The sequence below is a fragment of the Erythrobacter sp. HL-111 genome (assembly GCF_900105095.1).
GTDB lineage: Bacteria > Pseudomonadota > Alphaproteobacteria > Sphingomonadales > Sphingomonadaceae > Erythrobacter.
In genome coordinates this window covers 2,643,652-2,668,224 of sequence record NZ_LT629743.1, presented here as the reverse complement: position 1 = coordinate 2,668,224, position 24,573 = coordinate 2,643,652, and the positions used below count along the sequence as shown (strand labels likewise).

25 protein-coding genes are annotated in these 24,573 nt (G+C 73.0%); 2 read left to right on the top strand and 23 right to left on the bottom strand.

Annotated elements, in window-relative coordinates:
- Window positions 1-81: 81 nt before the first annotated feature.
- Window positions 82-600, bottom strand: coding sequence for a flavin reductase family protein (locus BLU08_RS12615; RefSeq protein ID WP_090199957.1), 519 nt, complete (start codon window positions 598-600; stop codon window positions 82-84).
- A 227-nt stretch (window positions 601-827) separates the two neighbouring features.
- Here BLU08_RS12615 and BLU08_RS12610 point away from each other — a divergent pair, with 227 nt between their 5' ends.
- Window positions 828-1,700, top strand: a complete 873-nt coding sequence (locus BLU08_RS12610; protein ID WP_090199954.1) for an alpha/beta fold hydrolase — start codon at window positions 828-830, stop codon at window positions 1,698-1,700.
- A gap of 22 nt (window positions 1,701-1,722) precedes the next feature.
- On the opposite strand, the gene BLU08_RS12605 is transcribed toward BLU08_RS12610, so the two are convergent.
- The 18 genes from BLU08_RS12605 to BLU08_RS12520 all read right to left on the bottom strand — a co-directional run bounded on the left by BLU08_RS12605 (window position 1,723) and on the right by BLU08_RS12520 (window position 18,112).
- Window positions 1,723-2,127 carry a hypothetical protein gene (locus BLU08_RS12605; RefSeq protein WP_157674552.1) on the bottom strand — a complete coding sequence of 135 codons (405 nt, stop codon included), beginning with the start codon at window positions 2,125-2,127 and terminating at the stop codon, window positions 1,723-1,725.
- A gap of 37 nt (window positions 2,128-2,164) precedes the next feature.
- On the bottom strand, window positions 2,165-3,592 hold the full coding sequence (gene fliD / locus BLU08_RS12600) for a flagellar filament capping protein FliD (protein ID WP_090199949.1): 1,428 nt from the start codon (window positions 3,590-3,592) through the stop codon (window positions 2,165-2,167).
- 30 nt (window positions 3,593-3,622) lie between these two features.
- On the bottom strand, window positions 3,623-4,765 hold the full coding sequence (locus tag BLU08_RS12595) for a flagellar biosynthesis protein FlhB (RefSeq protein ID WP_090199947.1): 1,143 nt from the start codon (window positions 4,763-4,765) through the stop codon (window positions 3,623-3,625).
- Window positions 4,762-5,553: a flagellar biosynthetic protein FliR gene (locus BLU08_RS12590; protein WP_090199945.1), complete on the bottom strand. Its 792-nt coding sequence runs from the start codon at window positions 5,551-5,553 to the stop codon at window positions 4,762-4,764. Before BLU08_RS12590 ends, BLU08_RS12595 begins: the two co-directional genes overlap by 4 nt.
- A gap of 12 nt (window positions 5,554-5,565) precedes the next feature.
- Window positions 5,566-5,838: a flagellar biosynthetic protein FliQ gene (locus tag BLU08_RS12585; protein WP_090199942.1), complete on the bottom strand. Its 273-nt coding sequence runs from the start codon at window positions 5,836-5,838 to the stop codon at window positions 5,566-5,568.
- A gap of 5 nt (window positions 5,839-5,843) precedes the next feature.
- Window positions 5,844-6,668, bottom strand: coding sequence for a flagellar type III secretion system pore protein FliP (gene fliP, locus BLU08_RS12580; RefSeq protein ID WP_233996165.1), 825 nt, complete (start codon window positions 6,666-6,668; stop codon window positions 5,844-5,846).
- Window positions 6,668-7,003 (bottom strand): flagellar biosynthetic protein FliO, encoded by a 336-nt coding sequence (locus BLU08_RS12575; RefSeq protein ID WP_090201400.1) that lies wholly within the window; start codon window positions 7,001-7,003, stop codon window positions 6,668-6,670. Before BLU08_RS12575 ends, fliP begins: the two co-directional genes overlap by 1 nt.
- Window positions 7,003-7,350: a flagellar motor switch protein FliN gene (gene fliN, locus BLU08_RS12570; RefSeq protein ID WP_090199940.1), complete on the bottom strand. Its 348-nt coding sequence runs from the start codon at window positions 7,348-7,350 to the stop codon at window positions 7,003-7,005. The genes BLU08_RS12575 and fliN overlap by 1 nt, the downstream gene beginning before the upstream one ends.
- Window positions 7,347-8,297: a FliM/FliN family flagellar motor C-terminal domain-containing protein gene (locus tag BLU08_RS12565; RefSeq protein WP_157674551.1), complete on the bottom strand. Its 951-nt coding sequence runs from the start codon at window positions 8,295-8,297 to the stop codon at window positions 7,347-7,349. Before BLU08_RS12565 ends, fliN begins: the two co-directional genes overlap by 4 nt.
- Before the next feature lie 101 nt (window positions 8,298-8,398).
- A complete protein-coding gene (locus tag BLU08_RS12560; protein WP_090199936.1) occupies window positions 8,399-8,977 on the bottom strand; it encodes a flagellar basal body-associated FliL family protein in 579 nt (192 codons plus the stop codon).
- A 45-nt stretch (window positions 8,978-9,022) separates the two neighbouring features.
- Entirely contained in the window at window positions 9,023-11,104 is a 2,082-nt protein-coding gene (locus BLU08_RS12555) for a hypothetical protein (RefSeq protein ID WP_090199934.1), read from the bottom strand.
- 63 nt (window positions 11,105-11,167) lie between these two features.
- Window positions 11,168-11,614 (bottom strand): hypothetical protein, encoded by a 447-nt coding sequence (locus BLU08_RS12550; RefSeq protein ID WP_090199932.1) that lies wholly within the window; start codon window positions 11,612-11,614, stop codon window positions 11,168-11,170.
- The gene (locus BLU08_RS12545; RefSeq protein ID WP_090201398.1) at window positions 11,611-12,951 is read right to left on the bottom strand and encodes a FliI/YscN family ATPase; all 1,341 of its coding nucleotides are present in this window, start codon (window positions 12,949-12,951) and stop codon (window positions 11,611-11,613) included. Before BLU08_RS12545 ends, BLU08_RS12550 begins: the two co-directional genes overlap by 4 nt.
- Window positions 12,948-13,613: a FliH/SctL family protein gene (locus tag BLU08_RS12540; RefSeq protein WP_090199930.1), complete on the bottom strand. Its 666-nt coding sequence runs from the start codon at window positions 13,611-13,613 to the stop codon at window positions 12,948-12,950. The genes BLU08_RS12545 and BLU08_RS12540 overlap by 4 nt, the downstream gene beginning before the upstream one ends.
- Window positions 13,597-14,661: a flagellar motor switch protein FliG gene (locus BLU08_RS12535; RefSeq protein WP_090199928.1), complete on the bottom strand. Its 1,065-nt coding sequence runs from the start codon at window positions 14,659-14,661 to the stop codon at window positions 13,597-13,599. The genes BLU08_RS12540 and BLU08_RS12535 overlap by 17 nt, the downstream gene beginning before the upstream one ends.
- On the bottom strand, window positions 14,658-16,370 hold the full coding sequence (gene fliF, locus BLU08_RS12530; RefSeq protein WP_233995985.1) for a flagellar basal-body MS-ring/collar protein FliF: 1,713 nt from the start codon (window positions 16,368-16,370) through the stop codon (window positions 14,658-14,660). Before fliF ends, BLU08_RS12535 begins: the two co-directional genes overlap by 4 nt.
- Before the next feature lie 3 nt (window positions 16,371-16,373).
- A complete protein-coding gene (gene fliE, locus BLU08_RS12525) occupies window positions 16,374-16,754 on the bottom strand; it encodes a flagellar hook-basal body complex protein FliE (protein WP_090199926.1) in 381 nt (126 codons plus the stop codon).
- Complete coding sequence (locus tag BLU08_RS12520; RefSeq protein WP_090199924.1) at window positions 16,751-18,112, bottom strand: sigma-54-dependent Fis family transcriptional regulator; 1,362 nt, start codon at window positions 18,110-18,112, stop codon at window positions 16,751-16,753. The genes fliE and BLU08_RS12520 overlap by 4 nt, the downstream gene beginning before the upstream one ends.
- Window positions 18,113-18,316: 204 nt before the next feature.
- On the opposite strand from BLU08_RS12520, the gene BLU08_RS12515 reads away from it, so the two are divergent.
- Complete coding sequence (locus BLU08_RS12515; protein WP_090199923.1) at window positions 18,317-19,135, top strand: flagellin; 819 nt, start codon at window positions 18,317-18,319, stop codon at window positions 19,133-19,135.
- 118 nt (window positions 19,136-19,253) lie between these two features.
- Here the strand turns inward: BLU08_RS12515 and BLU08_RS12510 are convergent, their stop codons facing one another.
- The 4 genes from BLU08_RS12510 to flgL form a co-directional block, all read right to left on the bottom strand.
- A complete protein-coding gene (locus tag BLU08_RS12510; protein WP_090199921.1) occupies window positions 19,254-21,740 on the bottom strand; it encodes an HAD family hydrolase in 2,487 nt (828 codons plus the stop codon).
- 93 nt (window positions 21,741-21,833) lie between these two features.
- Entirely contained in the window at window positions 21,834-22,736 is a 903-nt protein-coding gene (locus BLU08_RS12505; RefSeq protein ID WP_090199919.1) for a flagellar motor protein MotB, read from the bottom strand.
- 4 nt (window positions 22,737-22,740) lie between these two features.
- Window positions 22,741-23,604: a flagellar motor stator protein MotA gene (motA, locus tag BLU08_RS12500; RefSeq protein WP_090199917.1), complete on the bottom strand. Its 864-nt coding sequence runs from the start codon at window positions 23,602-23,604 to the stop codon at window positions 22,741-22,743.
- A gap of 34 nt (window positions 23,605-23,638) precedes the next feature.
- Entirely contained in the window at window positions 23,639-24,556 is a 918-nt protein-coding gene (flgL, locus tag BLU08_RS12495; RefSeq protein WP_090199915.1) for a flagellar hook-associated protein FlgL, read from the bottom strand.
- Window positions 24,557-24,573: the final 17 nt, after the last annotated feature.

Below are 24,573 nucleotides of genomic sequence, written 5' to 3'. Positions count from 1 at the left end.
TTCTTCCGGATCGGGGACGTGTCGCGGGGGATTAGCAGGACCGGATGGCATTGCGATGAATGCGGGCGCCTTGCTCGCGCCCTATTGCGCGATCCGGCAGAACCGTCCGCGGAAAAAGCCGAGCGGCGCGGCGGTGTCGGATGCTTCGGGCGCGTCCATCGCGGTCACTTCGCCCAGGATCATGGTGTGATCGCCCGCAGGGTGGGTCGCCCATGACCGGCATTCGATCCGGCCCAGCGCGCCCTTCACCACCGGCAGGCCCGCCGCGCTCCAGTCGAAATCGGAGGCGATCAGCCCGCTCGAGGCGCGCGCGGCATAGCGGCGCGCGATCGCCTGCTGGCTTTCGGCGAGGATGCTGATGGCGAAGCGTTCCGCCCCCAGCCACTGGGCGAACTGGCTCGATGAATTCTGCAGGCTCCAGCACACCAGCATCGGGTCGAGCGAGACCGAGACGAAGGAATTGACCGTCATCCCCATGACTGCGGGCGCGCCATCCCCTTCACCCGGCGCGGAGACGACGCACACGCCCGTCGCGAACAGGCCCATCAGCCTGCGGAACTCGGCGGTCACATCCGGATCGGCCGGGTCGGCGTCGGGCAAGGCGAGGGTCTCCGAAGGATCGAAAGTGGCGGGGATCGGGCGGTTGTCGCGTCTATGCGCCGTCCCCGATAGTGGCTGCGCGCGTCAAATCAACGCCCGAAGCGCGCGCGGGTGCCGGACCGGAGGCCCGGTGCCGGGGGCTTGACCCCCGTGGCTACGGCGGGAAAGAGGCGGGCACGCCTGCGCCGCCGCGCGGACGCCGCCACCGAACGGGGACCACACGCACCATGCCCAGCAGACCCGCCCCGGCCACCCGCCGCATCGAAACCGGCAACGGGCTGCTCGCCTTTTTCGACTGGCGGGGCCAGCCGGGCAATGCCGATCCGCCGCTGGTCTTTGCCCATGCGACGGGGTTTCACGCGAGGGTGTGGGACGCGGTGATCGAGCTTTTCCCCGAGCGGCGCTGCATCGCGCTCGACCTGCCCGGCCATGGCCGCTCCGAAGGCGGGCCGGTTTCGGACTGGCGGGCGGTGGCCGCGGACGTGTCGGTGGTCCTGCAAAGCATCAAGCTGCGCGGCGCTATCGGCATCGGCCATTCGATGGGAGCGCACCTGCTCGTGCAATGCGCCGCCGATAGCCCCGCGACCTTCGGCCGGCTGGTGCTGTTCGATCCCGTCATCTGCGCGCCCGAATTCTACGCCCCCGCAGGCCCGCTCTACACCGGCGACGCGCCCCATCCCGCGATCCGGCGAAAGCGCGATTTCGATTCGCCCGAGGCGATGATGGAGCGGTTCCGCGCGCGCGATCCCTATTGCCTGTTCGACGCCCGCGTGTTCGAGGATTACTGCCGCCACGGCCTGTTGCCGCGCGAGGGCGGCGGCTTCGAACTCGCCTGTTCGCCGGAGGTCGAGGCGAGCATCTACGCTTCCAGCCGCAGCAATTCCGGCATCCTCGAGGCGGCGAAGCGGGTGGACGTCCCCGCGCTCGTCATCCGCGCGAAGCAGACCGAGTTCACCGATTTCAAGAGCTCGCCGACCTGGCCCGCGCTCGCCTCGATCATGCCGCGGGGGGAGGACCTTCACCGCCCCGACCGGACCCATTTCCACCCCTTCGAAGACCCCGCCGACGCCGCGCGCATCATCGCCGGCTTCATCGGCTGACGGCGCCGTCCGGGGCGGGTCCTCAGGGCGCTTTCGCCGCCTCGAGCAGGTCCGCGAAATCGCCCCGCGCCCCCGCGATCTCGTCCGGCACGGCGCGCACCATGTTGCGCCGGATGACGCTTGCAAGGCCGCCATAGAACTGCACCAGCGCATCGCGCACCGGGTTGGCCGGATCGACCGAGAGCGCCAGCCACAGCGCGATCCCGTGCGCCCGGGCGAGCGATTCGCGCGGATTCGCGTTGGGCCGACGCTCGAGCGCGGCGAGCGCCTGGCCGAGCGCTGCGACCACCTCCTCGAGACAGATCCGGGTGAGTTCGCTGCCTCGCGCGGCCTCGATCCGGGCGTCGAGTTCGACCCTGCGATAGGCGGTTGCGGCATTTCGTTCGGGCATCATCATCGCCTCGATTGTCCGAAGGCCGGAATTCATCGTCCGAAAACCGGCCTTGATTGGCTGAAAACTGGTTTCAATTGTCTGAAAGCTGGAACGTCTGGCGCAGGAAATCGAGCGTCGATTGCGACGCGGCGATGCGCGTTTCGGACCGGACGAAGCTGCGCGTCAGCCGCTCGCGCAGGGCAGCCTGCTGTTCCTCGATCCGCGCGAGCCGTTCCTCGCCGCGCTCGACCAGCCGCTCGAACCGCACCACCGACCCGCCGAGCGAACCGGGATCGGAGCTCAGCGAATTGTCGCGGGCGAGCTGGTCGATCGTCGCGAAGACCCCGAACACTCCGGTCGTGAACATCGCCGCGGCGCCGTCCGGGCTCGCCTCGAGCGTCGCGGAAAGCCGCGCGTTGTCGAGCCGGAAGGTGCCGTCGCGGTTGAGCGAGAGCCCGAGATCGGCAAGCGTCGACGGCTCGCCTTCGGCGGCGTCGGGCATGACGACCCGGCTGGTCAGGCCCTGCAGGTCGCGCCGCAATTCGCGCGCGCCCGCATCGCTGCCGAGCGTGCCGCCCTCGACTGCCGCGTTTTCGGCGAGGAGTTCGACGAGATCGTTGAGGGCGGCGGTGACATCGCCCATCACCGCCGCGATCGCGCCGGGATCGTCGGCGAAGGAAATCGTGGTCGGCGCGTCGATATTGGTCGCGGCAAGGTCGAGCGTCATGCCGCCCGGCAGGCCGGTCACGCGGTTGGACGGGCTGGAGCGCGCGACCGTGTCGAGCTCGAATTCGGCATCGCGCGCGGTGGCCCGCAGTTCGCCCGCATCGCTCGCCGGGGACCAGGCGAGATAGGACAGATCGCCCGGCACGGCTTCGGGCGGGGAAGCGGCGCTCGCCGGTTCGAGGACGAAGCCGCTCGCCGCCCCCTCCTCGCCCTTGATGACGAGCTGCGCCCCGTCCGCCCCGGTGGCGACATAGGCATTAAGCGCGCCGCCGGCCTGCCCGTTGATGCGGGCGGCGAGATCGGCAAGCGTGTCGTCCGGCCCGACCGCGAGGTCGAGCGGGGCGCGACCCGTGTCCTCGGCGAAGCTCGCCCCGTCCACGCGTCCGAAACGGATCGTGAGCGTGCCTTGGCCGACCGGCGCATCGGCGCTGGCGTAACCGCGCGAAACCAGCGTCTGCCCGCGCGCGAGCTGCGTCACCTCGAGCGAGAAGCTGCCCGAAGGGGTCACGCCCGGGGTGGTCGCGACCCGGGCCACCGCCGGATCGCCGATCGCCGCACGCGGGGCGACATCGCCGCCGCGGATGCGGTCGCCCAGCGCGCTCGCGAGGCCGGTGAGCGTCGAGCGGAGCAGCGAAGCGGCCGAGATGCGCGCCTCGAGCGTCTCGTTCTCGCGTTCGATCCGGTCGCGCTGGACGCCATAGCTCGCCTCGGCGAGATCGTCGGCGAGCTGCATGAAATTGATCCCGCTGCCGCCGCCGAGGGCCGAAAGGATGGATGCGCCGGGATTGTCCATGGCCCCAAGGACGGACACCCCCGCCCGGGTTTAAGCGCCGCCGGGGGCGGGGGTGCGGTTCCCCTCGGCATCGAAGCGCAGATCCGCGGGCACCTCGATTTCGGGCAGGCGCGGGGCCTCGCCGCGCTTCAGCGACATCACGAAGGCGACCAGCGCGGCGATCGCGACATAGAGCTCCTCGCGCACCATCTGGCGGGTGCGGGTGGTGAAATAGACCGCGCGGGCAAGCGCCGGGTATTCGAGCACCGGCAGGCCGTCCTCGGCAGCGATCTCGCGCATGGCGAGCGCGGTTTCGCCGCGCCCTTTCGCCAGCACCACCGGCGCGGGGGCGAGCGCGGGGTCGTAGGCCAGCGCGACCGCGAAATGCGCCGGGTTGACGATCACGAACTGCGCCTCCTTCATCGCCTTGCCGATGCTCCCGCGCGCAAGGTCGCGCTGGCGCTGGCGGCGGGCGGCCTTCATCTCGGGCGAGCCTTCGGCCTGCTTCGCCTCCTCGCGCATTTCCTGGTGGCTCATTCGCAGGCGGCGATTGCGCTGCCATGCCTGGACGGGATGGTCGATCGCCGCAATCAGCAGCAGCCCGGCGACGAGCGCGCCCGCCAGCCCCGCCGCCGCGACCTGGGCATGGCCGAGCTGCGCCGAAAGCGTGCCGCGCCCGAGCCCGAGCACCGCGGCGAGATTCTCCGCCGCCCAGACCCACGCGATCGTGCCGAGCAGGGCGAGCTTGACGAGCCCCTTCGCCAGTTCGACCAGGCCCTGCGTGCCGAAGATCCGCCTGAGGCCGTTCACCGGGTCGAGCCGCGCCCCCTTGAACGCGATTGCCGAGGGATTGAAGCCGCCCTGCCCGGCGGCAAGCTGCACGGCGATCGTGACGATGATCGTCGCCGCCCCGATGGCGAGAATCGGCGGCAGCATGGTGCGCGCCGCGAGCCCGCCCAGCACCTCCGGACGGAACGCTTCGAGAGTGCCACGGTCGAATCGCAGCGCCGCAACCGCGATCCGCGCGAGCCCCTCGATCAGCGGCGGCGCGGTCAGGATAAGCATCCCCGCGCCTGTCGCCGTGCCGACCGCCGTGACCAGTTCGCGCGAGCGCAGGACATCGCCGCGGCGGGCGGCGTCCTCCTTCTTCTTTGGGGTCGGCTCCAGCGTCTTGTCGGCCGCGCTCTCGCTCACGATGCGGCTCCCGCGACCAGCCGCGCCGCCTGGCCGAGCGCGACTTCGATCAGGGCGACGAACTGCTCGACCATGATCGGCATGACCACGATCAGCGCGGCAATCCCCGCAAGCACGCCCGAAGGCAGGCCGAGCGCGAAGAGATTGAGCGCCGGGGCCGAACGCGAGATGACGCCGGTGACCATCTGCACCAGCATCAGGACGAAGATCACCGGCAGCGCGATCGCCGCGGCGGTGGCGAAGGCATGGCCCGCGAACAGGGCGAGGTTCCACGGGCCGGTCCGGCCAGGTCCGCCGCTGCCCGCGGGAAGGAGGCGGTAACTCTCGATCAGCAGCTCGAACCATAGCAGGTGCCCGCCGATGGCGTAGAACAGCAGCGTGAGGACCAGCCCGAGGAAGGTGCCGAGCGCGCCCGATTGCGCCCCGCTCGCCGGATCGATCGAGGTCGCGATGGCAAGGCCCATCGTGCCCGCGATCTGTTCTGCGGCGATGAGGGGGATGGCGAAGGCGATCTGCAGGACGAAGCCCAGTGCCGCGCCGATCACCGCCTCCTGGAACACGGCAAGGATCGCGGCGAAGCTCGTCATTTCGGGAAGCGGCGGGAGCGGCGTCCAGCTCGCTACGAACACCCCCAATGCGACGCCGAGCAGGGCGCGCAGCACCGGCGGCACGGCGAGCGCGCCGACGACCGGCGCCGCGATCAAGGCGGCGGCGCAGCGGACCGACAGGAACAGCACCTGCCAGAGCTGCTCGTCGAGCGCGCCGAAGCCGACATCGAGGACGTTCACAGCGGGTCCGCCTCAGGTCGCGACGAGGGCGATCTGGGCGAAGACCTCGCGCAGGAAATCGCCCAGCAGCGCCATCATCGAGGCTCCCAGCACGACGAACACCACCGCGACGACGGCGAGCTTGGGGACGAAGGTCAGCGTCTGCTCGCTGATCGAGGTCGCCGCCTGGACGATCCCGACGAGCAGGCCCACCAGCAGCGCCGAGAGCAGCACCGGCGCGACGATCAGCGCGGTCACCCACAGCGTCCGGTCGGCGAGCGCGAGCAGCTGGGCCTCTTCCTGCATGGCCGCTACCCGAAACTCATCGCGAGGCTGCCCATCAGCAGCGCCCATCCGTCGACCAGCACGAACAGCAGCAGCTTGAACGGCAGCGAGATGATGGTCGGCGACAGCATCATCATGCCGAGGCTCATCAGCACGGACGCGACGACGAGGTCGATCACCAGGAACGGCAGGAACAGCATGAAGCCGATCTGGAAGGCTGTCTCGAGCTCGCTGGTGACGAAGGCGGGCAGCAGGATCGAGAAGGGAATGTCCTCGGTGCCGTCGAACCCGCCGCTGCGAGCAAGGTCGGTGAACATGACGAGGTTGGTCTCGCGCGTCTGGCGCAGCATGAAGCCGTGGAAGGCCTCGCCCGCGCGGGCGATCGCGGCGTCTGCGGACAGGCTCCCGGCGGCGTAGGGAGCGATCGCCCCGTCGTTCACGAGGTCGAGCGTCGGGGCCATCACGAAGAGCGAGAGGAACAGAGCGAGCCCCGCCAGCACCTGGGCCGGCGGGGAGCCCTGGAGGCCGAGCGCCTGCCGCAGGATCGAAAGCACGATCAGGATCCTGAGGAAGCTCGTCATCATCAGGACCAGCGCGGGCAGGATGGTGAGCAGGCTCATCACCAGCAGAAGCTGGAGCGAGATGCTCAATGGCGCGCCGCCCGCTGCGCTCCCCGCTCCCTCGCTTCCGAGCGCGCGCTCGATCGCCCCGCCGATGCCGGGGCTTGCGTTCGCCGTAAACGGCGCGGCAAGCGGCGCGGCCGTCGGGGCGGCGAGGGCCGGTTCGGGCGGGAGGAAGATCGCCGCGGCCAGCACCGCCCAGGCGGCGAGCAGGATCAGGAGCTTCCGGATCACGGCGCGTCTCCTTGCGCCCCGCGCGCAAGGCCAACCTCGGCCCGCACATCGGCCCGTGCATCGGCCCGTGCGGGGGGCCGTGCGGGGGCCTCGCCCAGCCGCACCAGCCCCCCGCGCCCGGCACCGATCAGGATCTCGCGGTCATGGAACCGCACCACGGCGAGCCGCAGGCCGGGCGCGACCAGGCTCGTCTCGACAAGGCGCAGCACCCGCCCTTCACTCGCGCCGCCGACCAGCCGGCCCTGCAGGAAGCGCGTGAGGCGCAGGCTGCCATAGACGAGCGCGCCGAGCAGCGGCAGCAGCAGCGCCAGCCGCAGGAGGTATTCGCCCATCATGCGTCGTCGCCCCCGGTCGCGCTCGCAGTCGCTTCCCCGCCCCCGACCCCGCCGGTCCCGCCCGGCGCATCGGGCTCGGGCGGGGCCTCGTCGCCCTCTTCGCCCGCGAGGCTGACGATGCGAAGGGCGAAGCGCCCGTCCTCGGCCACCACCTCGCCGCGCGCGATCACCCGGCCATTGGCGGTGACGTCGAGCAGTTCGTCGGTCAGGCGGTCGAGCGCGACGACGCTCCCTTCGCCGAGCGCGAGGACATCGCGCAGGCTCATCTCGGTCCGGCCGAGTTCGACCGAAAGCCTCACGCTCACATCGCCGAAGCGCGCGAGAGCGGGGTTCAGGGCGGTCATTGCGAGTCTCCCTGCGACGCATCGCCCGGCGCCCGGCGGGCCGCATCGGGCAGGCGGGTGAGGCGGATCGCCAAGCGGTCGCCCAGGGTGCCGAGCCGTCCCCAGCCGACCACGCGCTCGCCGATCCGCAGCGGCAATTCGCCCGGCACGGCGAGCGCGATGGTGTCGCCCGGGGCAAGCCGCCCGAGCCGCGCGAGCGAGAGTTCGAATTCCGCGAGCACGCCCTCGAGCGCGAGCGGGATCGCGCCGAAGGGCGCCCCGGCCGCACCGGCGCGGGCCGACCGCGCGCGCCGGGCGGGACGCGGCGCGGCGGTCCCGGGGAGGAGCGCTTCGAAGACCCGCTCGGCAAGGGCGAGGCGGGCGTCCCATTCGCGCCCCTCGGCATTGGCGAGCGACAGCGTGAGGAGCACCGCGGGCGCATCCGGGGCGAAGGGCTTGAGCCGCCCCGCGCTTTCGCTGCGGAGGATGACGCCGGCCTCGCTCTCCGGCCCTATCCCGGTCCCGTTCGCCCCGTTCGCCCCGTCGCCGGACCCGGCGGCGAGCGCGCGGGCGACGATCGCCGCGACCCGGTCGATCAGCAGCGCCGCCGAACGCGGCAACCGGTCGGGCGCGACCGCCGTCGCCGCTCCGGCCCCGTCCGGCACGCCGCAAGCAACCTCCCCCTCCCCGCCGAAGGAGCGGTCGGTCAGCGCGATCGCGGTCGCGAAGGTGAAGGATAGCAGCGCCGTGCGCTCGGCATCGCCGCAGCGCAGCAGGCTGTTCGCCGCGAGCGGCCCGATCCGGGCGAGCGCATCGCTCCCGCGCAGCAGCTCGGGTTCGGAAACGGTCACGGCGAGACTGTCGCCGGGCAGCAGCGCGCCGAGTTCCCGCGCGAGCGTGAGGGCAAGGTCGCGCCGCCAGAGAGCGAGGATCCCGGCCCGCTCCTCGGGCCGCGGTCCGCGCCGCACCAGTTCGTCGCAATGTCGTGCAGGGCGCCGCACGCGGAATCGCGCGCGGGCTTTGGCGCCGGGCGCCGATCCGGCGGCCGGGGCGAAGGAGGGCATCATGTTCACTGGACGAGGAAACCCTTGAAATGCACGTTCTCGATCCCGCCGAAGCCCTCGTTCTCCTCAAGCACTTCGTTGATCGCCCGGGTCAGGCGCTGGGCAAGCTTTTCCTTCCCGTCGACCGCGTAGACATCGGCCTCGGGCGTCGCGGCGAGCTGGACGAGGATCGCCGAGCGGATCGCGAGCTCGTGGTTTGCGACCCATTGCAGCACCCGCCCGTCGCGCCGCGTCGAAACCGCGAGATCGACCTGGATCAGCGCGGGCGAATCCGCGAGGTTGGAGGTGAAGCTGTCCTCGAAACTGTAATAGGCGGTGCGGTATTCGCTCCCGCCCTCGCCATAGACGACCGGGCCTTCGTCCTTGCCCTTGCCGCCGGCGGGGGCATAGGGATCGGCCTCGCCCTTGGCGACGAACCCGGGCACGTCCGGCCCCTCCTTCGCCCCGCCGCCGAACAGGCCCGCGGCGAAGGCGCCATAGGCCCCGCCCGCGCCGACCGCGACGAGCGCGACGCCGCCGAGCGCGATCTTCAAGACGCCCCCCTTGGGCTTGTCGCCTTCGGCCTTGTCCTTGCCCTTGGCCATGGAAACTCACCTCCTCCTGTCGTCATCGCGCCCGCATCGGCGCGCTCAGGCATAGAGGCCCGCACCGCGCGCCCTGCCATGGGTCGCCTGCGCGCCGTGCCCGGCCGCTTCATCCGCAGGCGCCGGGGCCTCGCGCCCGTCCTGATCGAATTGGGCGATATATGGTTGAGGCGAACTCTGCCCCGACCCCGGGGAAGACCCGTAGCCGGCCTCGCCCGCGGCTTCGGCCTGCGCGGCGCCGGAGCCCGGGTGCTGCCCCCCGGCGGAGCCCTGTCCGCCGCCGCCGGACCCGGTTCCTGCCTGCGGCTGGGCCTGCGACTGGGCCTGCGTGTGGGTCGGCGATTGCCCCTGGCTCGAAGTCCCCCCCGCAGCGCCGGGCGGTTCGGGCATCCGCAGGGCGATCGAAAGACCGGCCTGCGCCGCCGTCTCAGGCGCAGGGGCGATCCGCTCGAACGCCCCGCGTTCGGCCAGCGCCTGCCGCACCGCCGGGACGAAGCCCGGATCGCGCGCGCTGAGCGTCGCGCGCAGGTCCTCGCCGCTGCCTTCGAGCCGGACCCGGACGAGCCCGAATTCGCCGTGGCGCAGGTTCACCTCGGGGCGCAGGTCGCGCTGGGCCTGGCGGCTGTCGGAAAGCCGGTCGAATGCCGCCTCGACCTCTGCCGCGAGCCTGGCGTCGGGGCGGGCCTCGCCCGCGGCCGGAGCCGTCTGGAGCGGCGTGGCGGCGGGGCCGGGCGAAGCGGGGGACGCCGGCGCAGCTGCGGGGGCGGCGGAGGAGGCGGGGGCAGGCTCGTCCGGCAGTGCCCGCGGTTCGACCGGCTGCGCCCGATCGCCCGGGGCCGGGGGCGGCGCGGGCTGGTCGGCGCCCGGCTCCTGCGGAACGGGCAGGGCGGGACCGGCGGCTGGCGCTTCCGCGCGCGGGATCGACCCGTGCAGGGGCGCTTCCGCGGGCGGGGAACCGGCAGCCGGCGCGAAACCCGGAACGAGGCCGGAGCCGGGCGCAAGACGGGCAGATGCGGGCGCAGCGGTCGGTCCGGCGGTCGCGGCCGACTCGTGAGCTTGGGCGGCTTGGGCGGCTTGGGCGGGGTCCGCGTTAGGCGCGGCGGGCGGCGCCGTGGCGGGCGCGACGGCGCGGCCGCGCACCGCCCGCAAGGGGGCTGGCCCGATCGGCGGATCGCTCGCGCCGCGCCGGGCCTCGGCGCCCTGGCGCACGGGTTCCGCCGGGCGGCCTCGCGCGGCGCGGGGTTCGGCGGGCGGCCCGGCGAGGGTTGCGGCGGCCGGATCGGCGCGGAGCGCGGCCGGGGGGACCGGCTCGACCGGGATGGTCGCGATATTCTCCGGCGGATGCGCCGCGCTAACGGGTGCCGGAACCGGCAGGGCAGGCGCGCCTCGCATCGGCGGCGCACCTTGCGCGCCCGTCCGGGGATCGGCCTGAACCGCCGGGGGCAGCGGGATCGAGGGGAAGCCCGGTTCAGCCTCCTGCGCCCCGGGCTCGGCAGGAGGCGCGGAGCCGTCTTTCTCGGACGAAATGGGGACGGGCGCGGGCACGGCCGGAGGAGCGGCCGGTTCCGCACCAGTCCGCGATTCCACCTCGCCGCCATCGCGCGCTGCCGCTGCAGGTCGCAGCAGTCCGGCCGGCGCGAAGTCGGGATCGGGGCCGGGCAGGCCCGCAAGCGGCAGGCGTTCGCCGGTGTGCGGCAGGTCCCTGCCTCGCGGCGCTTGCTCCGGCAAACCCGCCTCGGACGGCCCCGCTTTGGGCAAGCCTCCTTCGGCAAGGCCCCGGCTGGCCGGGCGGGGCGGGCCTTCCGGCCCTGCGGCAATGGCGGGAAAAGCGGCTGGCCCCCGCCCCGCGGCCACGCCCGCCGCGGTCGGCTGCACGGACCGCGCGGCTGGACCGGACAGCGCGTCGGCGAACGGCCCCTGCGCCAGACCGGCCGGATCGCGCCCCGCCGCAGCGGGTGCGAGCGCGCGCGCTAGCGCGAGGTGCGAAGCCTCCAGCGCGGCGGAAAAGCCCGGCGCGGCCTCGCCCGCGTTCGCCTCGACCGCGTTCGCCGCGAGCCCTTCAAGCGGGGCGGCGGGTAGCCCGGCGGGCGACGCGAGCGGGAGAGCTTCGGGCAGGGCAGGATACATCGGCGGGGACCTCCTCGACGGCAGGACGGGGCGCGGGGGTTTCGCACCCGGGCGACAGCGCGCTCACGAAGAACGCTGCAACTTGCGTGCCAGCGGGCCTGCCGCCGCGTCTTCGCGGCGCTCGCGCGCCATCTCCTCGGCCCGCCGCGCGGACGCCGCTCGCGCCTCCAGCATCTCGAGCCGCCGCTCCGCCGCGGCGAGCGCGCGCGCCTGGCACCCGGCCTCGCGCGCAGCCTCCTCCCCGCGTGCCTCGGCCTCGCCCGCGAGCCGCACGAGCGCCCCGGCAAAGCGCAGCCGCCCGGCAAGCGCCGCGCCGACCTGCGCGCCGCCATGTCCGCCAGGCCCGGCATATTCGGCGGCCATGTCCCGGCTGCGGACGGCGAGCGCCCGGCTGCGCTTTTCCTCGGCCAGCGCCCCGGCGAGCCCGCCGAGCGCCTCGCGCCGCGCGATCCGGCCAAGCGCAAGCTGGCGGGCGACCAGGGCGCGGCGGCGTTTCGTGCGCGGGGTCACGCGGCGCCCTCGATCCCGGCGACCAGCGCCTCTAGCGCGGCGAGGCTGTCCGCAAGCCCCGCCGCTTCGCCCCGGCCCTGCTGCAGGAAGGCGTCGATCGCCCCCGCAGCGGCGAGCGCGCGGTCGAGCACGGGGTCCGAGCCGGCGCGATAGGCGCCCATCAGCACGAGGTCGCGGTTCTCCTCGCGCGCGGCGATCAGGCTCCGCAGGCGGCGCGCGGCGCTCCCCGCCGGGGCAGGCACGATGTCGTCCATCACCCGGCTCAGCGAGGCGGGCACGTCGATCGCGGGATAGTGCCCGCGCTGGGCGAGGTCGCGCGACAGCACGATGTGACCGTCGAGAATCGCGCGCGCGGTATCGACCACCGGGTCCGCCACGTCGTCCCCGTCGGCGAGCACGGTGTAGAGCCCGGTCACCGCCCCGCCCGTGCGCGCGGAATTGCCCGCGCGCTCGACCAGCCGCGTGACCGCCGCGAGCGCGGAAGGCGGATAGCCCCGTGCCGCGCCCGGCTCGCCCAGCACCAGGGCGAGCTCGCGCGCGGCATGGGCGACGCGGGTGAGGCTGTCGAGCACGAGCAGCACGCGCTTTCCGCGGGCGCGGAACCATTCGGCGATGGCGCAGGCATACTGGCTGGCGCGCAGGCGCAGGTTGGGCGCGTGATCGGCCGGGACCGCGACCACCACCAGCCGCCCCCGCCCCGCCCCGGCCATGTGGCGGGCGACGAAGTCGGAGACCTCGCGCGCGCGTTCCCCGATCAGCGCGACGACGGTCACGTCCGCCACGGCGCGGGCCGTCATCTGGTCGATCAGCACCGACTTGCCGACCCCCGATCCCGCGATCACGCCGAGGCGCTGGCCCACGCCCATGGTCGCAAGCGCGTTGATCGCGCGCACCCCGCAATCGAAGGCTTCGCGCACGGGCGCGCGTTCGAGCGCCCCCTCGCGCCGCCCGGCGAGCGGCCAGAGCGCCTCGCAGGCCGGCGCGGGGCCGCCGTCGATCGGCCGCCCGAGCCCGTCCACCGCGCGCCCGAGCAGCGCCTCGCCCACCCGCACCTCGCCCGGCGACCCGCAGGCGCGCACCGCGGCACGCGGGCGCAGCAGGACCGGGTCGCCGAGCAGCATCATCAGCGAACGCCCGCCGCGAAAGCCGATCACCTCCGCCAGGCATTCCCCCGCGCCGCCCGTGTCGATCGCGCCGAGCGAGCCGATCGGGAGCGGCAGGCCCGAAACCTCGACGAGCCCGCCGTCGCAGGCGGCCACGCGCCCGGTCAGCACGGGTCCCGTCGACGGCGCGGCGCGGGCCAGGCGCGCCAGTTCGATCTGCAATTCCGCGATCATGCGCCGATATTCCCGCCACCGCCCCGCACCGCCTCCGCGATGGCGCGACGCCATTCCTCCGGTCCGTCGCGCACCGCCCCGTCCGCCCCTTCGAGCCTCAGCGCCCCGCGTTCCAGCGCCGGGTCGGGCACCACGCGCCACTCGGCGAGCGCCCCTTCCCCCAGCGCCGCGATATCGGCGGGATGGAGATGGAGCGCGAGCGCCGCGGGCGCCTCGCCCAGCAGCCGGGCGGCCTCGGTGCAGCGCGCGGCGAGCCGGGCGGGATCGGGCGTCCAGTCCCCCAGCACCTTGGCACACAGCGCGGTCACGGTCTCGGCCAGCGCCGCTGCCAGCGCGTCGAGCGCCGCCGCGTCGAGCGTGCGGAAGGCGAGCCGCAGCGCGCGGCGATGCTCTTCCTCGGCGGCGTGCGCGGCGAGCGCGGCGGCGCGTCCGGCGGCCTCGCCCCCGGCCCGCGCCTCGGCCAGCGCGGCGGCAAGCGTTTCTTCGGGCGAGGGGCCGGGCGGCGGGGCGGGCGGAGGCTTGGCGAAGGGCGCACCGGGGCGAAAACCGTCCCGCCGGTCCAGCGCGGCAAGCCATCCGGCGGGCGGGCGGCACGGCGCTGCCCCGGCCTCCGCGGCACCGGCGGCGATCAGCGCGGCGATAGCGTCAGACGAATTCGCCATCGTCCCCCCCGATCACGATCTCGCCCGCATCGGCGAGGCCGCGCGCGAGCTCGACGATCCTGCGCTGGGCCGCCTCGACCTCGCTCCTAGCGATCCGCCCGCGCAGCTCGATCTCGTCGCGAATGCCGTCCGCCGCGCGGCTCGACATGCAGGCGAAGAAGGGCGCGCGCTGGTGTTCCCCCAGCCCCTTGAGCGCATCGACCAGCGCATCGTTGTCGACATCACGCAGCAGGCGGCTCATCGCCTGGCGATCGAGGTCGAGCAGCATTTCGAAGGTGAACAGCTCTTCCTCGATCCGGCTCGCCAGCCCAGCATCGCGCTGGGCAATCGCGGGCAGGACGAGGTTCTTGAGATCGCCCGCGGCCCGGTTGATGAGGTTCGCTGCCTCGCGCGGGCCGCCCATGGTCAGCGCCGCCGTCCCGAAGCTCGCCCCGATCCGCTGCCGCAGCAGGTCGTCGATCATCGCCACCGCCGAAAGCGACACCGGACCGATCCGTGCGACGCGTTCCACCACTGCGGCCTGGACCGGCTCGGCAAGGGCCGAAAGCACCTCGGCGGCCTGGTCGGGATCGAGCAGCAGCAGCAGCGCGGCGATCACCTGCGGGTGCTCGTCCTCGATCAACCGCACGAGGATCGCCGGGGCGAGCCAGCTCGCGAGTTCGACCATGCGGGGCCGGCCCTCGGGCTCGATCCGCTGCATCATGCTTTCCGCCCGCGCCGGGTCGAGCGCGCTTTCGATCAGCTGGCGCACCTGCGCGCCGCGTCCGCGCGCGGGGATGATCTCGCGCCCGGCCTCGGCGACGAAGTCCGCGATCGCCTCGGCCATGCGGGTGCGGTCGATCTCGCCCAGCGCGAGCATCGCGGCTCCGACCGCCTGCAATTCCCCGGGGTCGAGCCGGGCGAGGAGGCCGGCCGCCTCCTCGTCGCCGAGCAGCATGAGGAAAACCGCCGCGCGCTCGATCCGGGTGAGCGGCGCGCGCGTAATGGCGGGCGCGGCCTCGTCCGGCTGCCCCTTGGCGGCGTCCGCGTCCGCTGCCTGCGCGCTCATGCGGCCTCGGCCCCGCCTGGCTCGATCGCGGGCTCGGGCGGGGCTTCGAGCATCCGCTGGAGCGCCGCGACCGCGCGTTCGGGCCGGCTCGCGGCGAGCTGGCGGGCGAGCCGGACCTGCTGCGGGAGGTCGGCGAATTCGTCGGCCGGCTCGCCCTCCTCGCCTTCCGCCGCGTCCCGCGCAGCGGGCGCGACGTCGGCGGAACCCTCGCCCGCAGGCTCGACCGCGGCCCCGGCCGTCTCCCCGGTCGCGGGGCGCGCGCGCTTCATCAGCGGTCGGACGACGAACAGCAGCACCAGCAGCACCGCGACCAGCGCCGCGCCATGACGCAGGGCCGGCATGAACCACGGCTGTTCCCACAATTGCGGCTCGGCCGGAGCAATGCTCTCGAAGCCGCCGACCACCACCTCGACCGTGTCGCCGCGCGCGGGATCGGCCCCGACCGCCGCAGCGACGAGGGCTTCGAGCTGTTCGGCGGTCATCGGTGCTGCGGCGACGAGCGCGGCGTTGCTGACCGCGACCGCGACCGAAAGCCTGCGAAGCCCTCCCGGGCGCACGCTGGTCACCGCGACTTCGCGGCCGAGTTCGTAATTGCGCTGGACCGCGCTTTCGCTGTCGCTCGGACCGGCGCCGACGGCAGCGGCGGACGCAGCGGCCTCGGGCGCGCCGTCGACGAGATCGGCGGGCGGCGGCGGGATGTTCGCATCGACCCCGGGCACGCCGCCGACGGGCGCGCCGTTCGTGCGCGTCGCGCTGCGCTCGCTCTCGGAACGGATCACGCCCTGGTCGTCGAAGCTCTCACGCGCCGAGGTCACCTCGGCCTGGTCGAGATCGACCTGCACCTGGCTGGAAAAATTGCCCGCGCCGAGAAGCGGCAGCAGCAGGCTCGAAACCTGTTCGCGCAGCTTCGCCTCGAATTCGCGCTGCAGGGCGAGACCTTCGTGTTCCTCACCCTCGGGGGCGGAGAGCAGCCGACCGTTCTGGTCGACCACGCGCACCGCGTCCGGGCTCATGCCGGGGACCGATCCGGCGACGAGATTGACGATCGCATCGACCTGCGCGCGCGACAGGCTCCGCCCGCGCGCCAGCGACAGCATGACCGAGGCACTGGGCGCGTCCCGCTCGCGCACGAAGACGGAACGTTCGGGCGTGGCGAGGTGGACGCGCACCGCCGCGATGCCCTGGATCTCCCTGATCGTCAGCATCAGCTCGCGTTCGCGGGCGAGCCGCAGGCGTTCGCCCTCCAGCGTGCGCGAGGAACCGAGCGGGATCGCGTCGAGCATTTCCGCCGCCCCCTGCGGCGCGGGCAGGGCGCCGTTGCTCGCGACGAGCGAGGAGGCGGCGTAGTAATCGCCCTCGGCCACGGTGATCGCGCCGGTCGACGGGTCGACGCGGTGATCGATCCCGCCCGCGGCGAGCGCCTCGACCACCTGCCCGCGCTCGAGATCGCCGAGACCCGAGAAGAGCAGGCGCTGCGGCGGTTCGGCGATGGCGAGCCAGAGCGCGGCGACGAGCCCGACCGCGCCCAGCGCGACCACGCCCGGCAGCGCGCGCCGCACGGCGGGCTGGGCCATGAACCCGGCGACCCGCCCGCGCCAGCCGTCGCCCGGCAGGGCGGTTCCGAAGGGGACGAGGCGCGGCTCGGACACGGCGGGCAGCGCCCCGCCCGCCGCAAGCGGCTGCGCCTGGGGCGCATTGGCGTCGGCCACCTATCAGCTCCCCATCCGCATGATTTCCTGGTAGGCGGACAGCAGCTTGTTGCGGACCTGCAGCGTGGCCTCGAAGGCGACCCCGGATTCCTGCCGGGCGAGCATCACCTTGGCGACATCGGTCACTTCGCCGCGTTCGTAGGCCGCCTGCATTTCGGCCGAACGCTGCTGCGCCGCGCTGACCTTTTCGAGCGCGTGGCCGAGCGTTTCGGCAAAGCCCGCGGCGGGCGCTTCCCCCTGCCCGCGCGCGGGCGCGGCGGCGGGGGACGCGCTTGCCTCGCGCACCTCGCGCAGCGCCTCGCTCCGGGCGAGGACCTCGCGCCGCAGGGCGAGCACGTCGGCAAGCCCCGCCTGCACGCCGCCGCCGGAACGGACCGGGCTCATGCCTCACCCCCTGCCGCGATGAGGCCGGACTCGCGCATCGAGGCGAGCCGGTAGCGCAGGGTCCGCTCGGAAATGCCGAGGCTCGCCGCGGTCCGGGCACGGTGGCCACCGTGGCTGTCGAGCGCGGCGAGGATCGCGCGCGCCTCGGATTCGAAGGCGACCTCGGACAGCGAGCGCCGCGCGCGTGCATCGGGGCACGCGGGGGCACCGGCCGCGGGCAGCACGGCGCGCACCGGCTGGTCGAACACGACGTGTTCCGCCGCGATCGCGCGCGCGTCGCCTGCGAGGAGGAGCGCGCGGCGCATGACGTTTTCCAGCTCGCGCACGTTGCCCGGCCAGCCATGCGCCTCGAGCAGGCGGAGCGCGTCCGGCTCGATCCAGCGCGCGCCCGCGTTCGCGCGCGGCGCGTGGCGCAGCAGCATGGCGAAGGCGAGCGGGGCGATGTCGCCGCGCCGCACGGCGAGCGGGGCGAGCGCCAAGGGGAAGACGTTGAGACGGTAGAGCAGGTCCTCACGGAAACGCCCGGCGGCGACTTCGGCCGACAGCGTGCGATTGGTCGCGGCGACGATCCGCACGTCGACCCCGACCGCCTCGGTCGCGCCGAGCGGGAGGACCTCGCCCTCCTGCAGCGCGCGCAGGAGCTTGGCCTGCAGGGCAAGCGGCAGTTCGCCGATCTCGTCCAGCAGCAGCGTCCCCCCGTCGGCGGCGCGGAACAGCCCCTCGCGCGCTTCGGCAGCGCCGGTGAAGGCGCCCTTGCGGTGGCCGAACAGCAGGCCCTCGAGCATGGCCTCGGGCATGGCCGCGCAATTGACCGCGACGAACGGCCCGGCCGCGCGCGGCGAGCGGCGGTGGACGAAGCGCGCGAGGACTTCCTTGCCGGTGCCGGTCGGCCCTTCGAGGAGGACGGGAATGTCGCTCGCCGCGAGACGTTCGGCGAGGGTGAGGAGCGCGAGGCTGTGCTCGTCCCCCGCGACCGGCCAGCCCCCGCGCCCCGCCGCCGCGAGCATCGCCGCGCACGCCGCTTCGGGCGCGGAGGGATCGTAGGCGAGCGCGAGGCGCGTCTTGCCGAGCGCGGCGAGCGCGCCCGCATCGGCATGGGCGAGCTCGATCTCGACCCGGTCGGCGCGGCGGCCGCCGGGCGGGCAGGCGAAACGCCCGTCCTCGCCCAGCACGATGCGGCCCTGCTGCCAGTCCTTGCCGAGCAGGGGCAGGGTCGCCTCGAGCAGCGCGGCGTGCCGCGCGCGCACCCGTTCGAACCCCGCGACGTCGTGATGCGGCGCGGCAGGGCGCGGGTTCGGCGCGGTTCCGCGGGCGGCCGGGTCCGAGACCGGAAAGTCGTGGTGACGAGGTTCGCTCATGCTTGTCCCCTTGCGTGGCAAGGGATTGCCGGGCGCGCGTCCAAGATGTCGCAAATTTAAGCCCCCGTAGGAGCCCCTAGGCCGCGCCCCCTGCCGGCCGCCGCGCCCGCGCCGCCACCCTTAAACATCGCGCCGCCCGGTCGCTCTTAGCCCCGGCAGCCGCGGCCCGCCGCCCTGCGCAAGACCACACGGGAGTTTCGATCAATGTCAGTCATCAACACCAATATCTCCGCCCTGCGCGCCCAGAACGCGAGCACGGAAGCCAACGAGATGCTCTCGACCGCGATGGAGCGCCTCTCGTCCGGTCGCCGGATCAACAGTTCGTCCGACGACGCGGCGGGCCTCTCGATCGCGACCGGCTTCACCTCGGACATCCGCGCGCTGAACCAGGGCGTCCGCAACGCCAATGACGGCATCGCCCTCGCCCAGACCGCCGAAGGTGCGCTCGAACAGGTGACCAACATGCTGCAGCGCGTGCGCGAACTGGCGATCCAATCGCAGAACGGCACGCTCGACAACGAGGACCGCGGCTTCCTCGACACCGAAGTCACCCAGCTCGCCGAACAGATCGACGACGTGCTGTCGAACACCGAGTTCAACGGCGTGACCCTGTTCAGCACCACCAGCGGCACGGACGTGACGGTCAACATCCAGCTCGATGCGGGCCGCTCGATCACCCTGACCAGCACCGCGATCGACGGGACCAATCTCGGCGACACCAACTACGACGTGTCGAGCGCCTCCGCCGCCGCGGACACGATCGATCTGGTCGACAACGCGCTCAGCGACGTGAACACGACCCGCTCCTCGCTCGGTGCGGGGGTAAACCGGCTGGAATCGGCGATCAACGAACTGGCGACGACCGCGAGCAATTTCTCCGATGCCCGGTCGCGCATCGAGGACGCCGATTTCTCGCAGGAGACCACCGCGCTCGCCAAGGGGCAGATCCTGTCGCAGGCCTCGACCGCGATGCTCGCCCAGGCGAACCAGTCGCAACAGAACGTGCTGTCGCTGCTGCGGTAACCGAACCGCGGCGCGGCACGCATCGCCCACTTGCCGGTGGCAGCAGGGTCCGGGGCCGCAAGGCTCCGGACTTTCGCACGTCCGGGTGCCGCGCAGCGCCGCCGCCGGCCGCGTCCGGTCAGGCCGCTGCGTCCCGGCGCGCGGGCGCCCCACCCACCTTGTCCTTCCCATCCGCCCCGCTCACCGCCGCGCCGAGCGGCTCTTCGCTTCCGCCCGCAAGGCGCAGCGGGCGAAACACGATTTCGACCATCATCGGCGGTTCGCCCGGCACCGGCTGGCGGGGCGGGATCACGATCGCCGCATCGCCGCGCGTGCATTCGACGATCCGCGGCGCGATCTCGCGCATCCCGTCGAACAGCGCCTCGACCGGCTCGGGATCGTCCGGGTTCGCCTCGGCGCGCAGGCTGTCGACCGGAGCGCGGGTGATCGGGCCGATCTCGGCCAGCGCGACCCTGCCGCCGAGCACGAGCGCGATCGCGTGCCCCTTCGTCCCCAGCGGGAGGCGCGCAACGTGGAATCCGTCATGCGTCGCGCTCGCCGCGATCCGCTGGACGCTGGCCTGGTGCGCGTCGAAATGGATCGCCTCCAGCTCGATCGCGGTCCCCGCGCTGTCGGCATAGGTGAGGCCGAGCCCGCGCATCTTCTGCACCATCAGCGCAAGCCGCGCCTCGATCGGTTCGGCGGCGAGTTCGGCGGGGAGGAACATCCGCTCCGATCCCTTCAGGTAGAACAGCCCGCGCCGCCGCATCCCCTCGCGCGCGCCGACGGGATCGAACAGCGCGACCATCCGCTCGCTGCCGAGATTGACGTCGTGTTCGAAGCGCGCGAGCACCTCGACCTCGCGGGCCAGCGGCAGGAACAGGAAGCGGGCGAGCGCATGGGCCGCGCCCTCGCGCCAGGCGCGCGCGGCATCGGGCTCGCCCGCGCGGATCGCCGGCGGATCGAGCGCGGCGCGGGCGAAGCGCACGCAGCCCGCCTGGACCGCCTCGCGCACCCGCGACTGGCCGCCCTTGACCGCGCTTTCGCGGCGCACCGGCCGGCCGCTTTCGGTGTAATCGACGACCGAGCCGAGGTCGCAGGTCGCCAGCTGCTCGATCACCGCGACATTGCCGCACAGCGCTTCGAGGAATTGCGGGTCGTGATGGCGCGCGTCGATCAGGCCCCGCTTGTCGAGCCCGCTCGCATCCATTTCGCGCAGCAGCAGGTAGCGCCCGGCGACGTGGCAGCCGAACGCCCCGGCGAGCAGCGCGTCGATCCGGTTCTGGGCCGACCCGTTGTAGCCGAGATCGATCAGCATCAGCGTGTCGCCCGGCTGCGGGTCGCAGGCCGCGCGCACGTGCTCCACCAGCCGCCCGGCGAAGGCGCGGGCGCGGCGATTGGTGATCCTGCGCCGCCGCGCCGAACGCAGTTCGGCGATGAGCGCGAGGCTCGCCTCGACCATTTCCTGCTCGGTTCCGGGCGCGCCGACGATCCGTCCGATCTCCTCCTCGTCCATCAGCATCTGCCGCGCGAGCGTCGCCGGGTTGAGCCCGAATTCGAGCCCGAGGTGCCGCTCGTAGGCCGCGCGCGAGGTGAGCGAGGCGGCGGTCGCGACGAAGCGGCTGATCTCGACCCGGGCGGCGCTTTCGGCCTCGCCCCGCACGCGGTGGACGAGGTGCGGCAGATGCCCGTCGCGCAGCATGAACAGCCAGTGGACCCGCCCCCCGCGCGCCTCGGCGAGCGCCGCCGCCTCCGCCCGCAGCCAGTCTTCGAAGGCGTGGAAGACCGGGCCGAGCACGGCAAAGCCCAGCGCCTCGGCCGGGTCGGCGATGGCGGGTTCGTGGAGGGCGAGGATCGCGCGGTGCGGCTGGAGCCCGTCGATGCGCCCCTCGGCCGGCCCGATCAGCGCGCGACTCGCCCGTTCCAGCCGCAGGCGCCGGCGCGCGGTCTCGCGGAACTGGACAAGATGCAGCGCCGGGATGCCGAGCGCGCGCGCGCCCTCGTAATCGGCCGCGCGGTTGTCGCCGATGTGGAGCATTTCGCCCGGCCGGCATTTCATCGCCTTCACGACCCGCACCAGCAGCCCCTCGCGCTTGGAAAAGCCCGCCTCGCACGAAGTGACGATCCGGTCGATCAGTCCCGCGACCTCTGCCCCGGCGGCGCGTTCGATCAGCCGGGCGAGTTCGGGCGCGGCGAGATAGGTGTCCGAGGTGACGACGATCCGCACCCCCTTCGCCTTCGCCGCGCGCATCAGTTCGACCGTCGGCGCGAAGGCGAAGCAGGCCGCGGCTTCCGCGTCGAGCTCCGCCCCGATCGCATCGCTCACGGCGGCGCGAGAGGCGTTCGGCATCGCCGCATCGTAGATTTCGGCAAGCCGCACCTCGCCGCGCCGTTTCAGCGTCCGGGCGAGCTTGCGCGCATTCTGTTCGGCCGCCACGCGCCGCAGGGTGCCGAGGGCCGGCAGGGCGGCGAACACGTCGCTCGGCGCATGGCAATCGCGCCACAGCAGCGTGTCGAAGCAGTCGAGCGAAAGCACGTCGAGCGGCCCCTCGAACCGCTCCAGCACCCGGGGCAGGTCGGCGGGAAGGATCGTGTCGGCAGGGCGCGGCGGGGTTCGGGCGGTCATGGCGGGCTTTCCTTCGTGCGGGAGGATCGGGGGTGAAGCGGAGGTAAACCGCCATGCTTGACCGGGCCCTTGCGCGGTCCCCCGCAGATCTTCCTAGTCGAAGGCGCCGGGGTCGGGCCGCTGGCGCATTGCGCGCGCGTTGGGATCGAGCAGGAGCAGCGAGATGCGGCGGTTGCGCGGGTCCTCGGGATTGGCGGTGATCACCGGCTCGCGATCGGCGACGCCCTCGATCCGGGCGAAGCGGGTCGCCGGGATGCCGGTGCGGATCAGTTCCTGCCGGGTCGCCTCGGCCCGGCCGGCCGAAAGCGACCAGTTGTTCGCCGGCACCCCGGGGCGCCAGGGCAGCGAATCCGTGTGGCCGCGCAGGATCAGCGGGGCGCCCTCCTCGGCCAGCGTCTCGCCGATGATCGCGAGCAGCGCCTCGGCCTCGCCGGTGAGGATGGTGGTGCCGAGCGCGAACATCGAGAAATCGGCATCGTCCATCAGGTCGATGCGGATGCCCTCGGGCGCGCGCAGGACCCGCACCTGCCGCGCGAGATGCTGCAGTTCGCGCCGCTGGACGAGCTTGTCCTCGATCGCCTCGCGCAGTTCGCGCAGCTGGTCGGCCTCCATCTCGCCGCGCCCGCCGCCCTCGACCGGGCCGCCGGTCACGCCGCGCGGGATGGTGATCGCGCGCGTGCCGGTCTGGCCCATGGCGTTGGGATAGCTGTCGACGTCGGTGATCGACGAACCGCCCAGCATCCCGTCCGCCCCGGCGCTTTTCTGGCGCATCTTGACCAGCGTGGGTGTGAAGTAGTCCGCGATCCCCTTGCGCTGGTCCTCCTCGGTCGCGCCGAGCAGCCAGAGCAGCAGGAAGAAGGCCATCATCGCGGTCACGAAATCGGCATAGGCGACCTTCCACGCCCCGCCGTGGTGGCCGGCTTCCTCGATCGTGACCTTCTTGACGATCACGGGCGCGGGGATTTCTCCGGCCGGTTTCGGATCGGCTTCGGCCATGGCGTCAGCGGCCCCGCATCATGTCCATGAGGTCGGTCAGCTTGGGCCGGTGCGCGGGCGGCAGGCCCGAACGTGCCGCCTCCAGCACCAGCGGCTGCGGATGGCCATGCAGGCTCGCGATGATGACCTGCTTGATCGAATGGTAGATCTGCGCGTCGTGCGTGTTGATCTGCTTCAGCCGGCTCGCCATCGGGCCGGTCATGCCATAGGCCAGCAGCACGCCGAGAAAGGTGCCGACGAGCGCCCCGCCGATCATCTTGCCGAGGATCTCCGGCGGCTCGTTGATTGCGCCCATGGTCTTGATGACGCCCAGCACCGCCGCGACGATGCCCAGCGCCGGAAAGGCGTCGGCGAGCGACTGGATCGTGTGCGCGGGCTCCTCCATCTCGTGCAGCTGGACCTTGATCGCGGTGTCGATCACCTCCTCGACCGCGTGCGTGTCGAGCGTGCCGGAAGAGACGACCATCAGGGTGAGCGGGTCGCAGATGAGATCGCGCACCACCTTGTCCTTCTGCAAGCGCGGATATTCGCCGAACAGGGTCGAGCTTTCGGGATCGGTGACATGGCTTTCGAGCCCGACCGCGCCTTCTGACCGCATCAGCTTCATCAGCTTGGACGTGAGCGCGATCGCGTCGAGATGGTCCTGGTGCGAATAGCGCGGCCCCTTGAACACGGTGCCGAGCCCGCCGCCCAGAAGCTTTATCTCGTGCATCGAATTGCCGATCAGGATCGCGCCCAGCGCGGCCCCGCCGATCATCATGAATTCCAGCGGGAGCGCAGCGAGGATCGGCCCGAGCGAGCCGCCGGCAAGGGTGAAGCCGCCGAACACCATGGCGATGAGGACGACGAGGCCGATGGCGGGAAACACGGGGGTTCTGTCTCCGTCTGGATGTGCGCGCCGGTCAGAGCGCGTCGAACAGGGTGAGCGAACTCACGCGGGTGAAACTGGCCTGGCTCGCCTCGAGCGCGGTGAGGGTCTGCTGCAGCCGTGCGATCGCCTCGCCGAGATCGGTGTCGCCCGCTTCGGAGGCCTGCTCGGCGCGCAGGATTTCCTGTTCGACCTGGTTGCCGCGCACGGTCTCGACCCAGGCAAGCCGGGTGCCGAGGATCGTCGCCCCGCGCGTCGCGCTGTCGAGCGCGGTGTCGAGCCCTTCGATCGCTGCGCGGGCCGCGCCCGCCGGGTCGGGGGAGCCGCCGCTCATCGCATCGGTGAGCGCGCCGAGCACGGCGAAGACGCTCGACGGGGCGCCGGCGAGGTCGAATTCGAACACCTGCCGCCCGTCGAGCCCGCGCGCGATGTCCGTCCCCGGCGCGATCGTGACCGCGGCTTGCTCGGTGTTGCCGGCATAGCTCACCGCCCCGCTCGCATCGCGCACGAAAGCCGGCCCCGCGGCGGTCCCGGCGAAAAGCGGTTCGCCCGTCAGGGTCACGCCGTTCGCGCGGGTGAACAGCTCCTCCTCCATCTGCGCGAGTTCCTGCGCGATGATCGCGCGGCCGTCCGGACCGGTCGTGTCATTGGCCGCCTGGATCGCGAGCTCGCGCGCACGCTGGAGGATGGCGGCGACGCCGGCCAATTGCATCGAGCCCGAATCGAGGTCCTGCGAAAGCCTGGTCGCATTGTCCTGTTCGACCCGGGCGAGCCGTTCGCGCCGTTCGAGCGCGCGCAGGCGGGCGGCGGCGGCGGGGTCTTCCGATCCGCGCGAAATCCGTTCGCCGGTGGCGATCTGGGCCTGCAGCCTCTCGAGGCCGGCGCGCAGGTTGCCCATCTGGTCGAGCGAGCGCTGGAAGAAGGCCCCGGTGGAATTGCTGACGAAACTCATGGGCGCGCCTCCTTTCG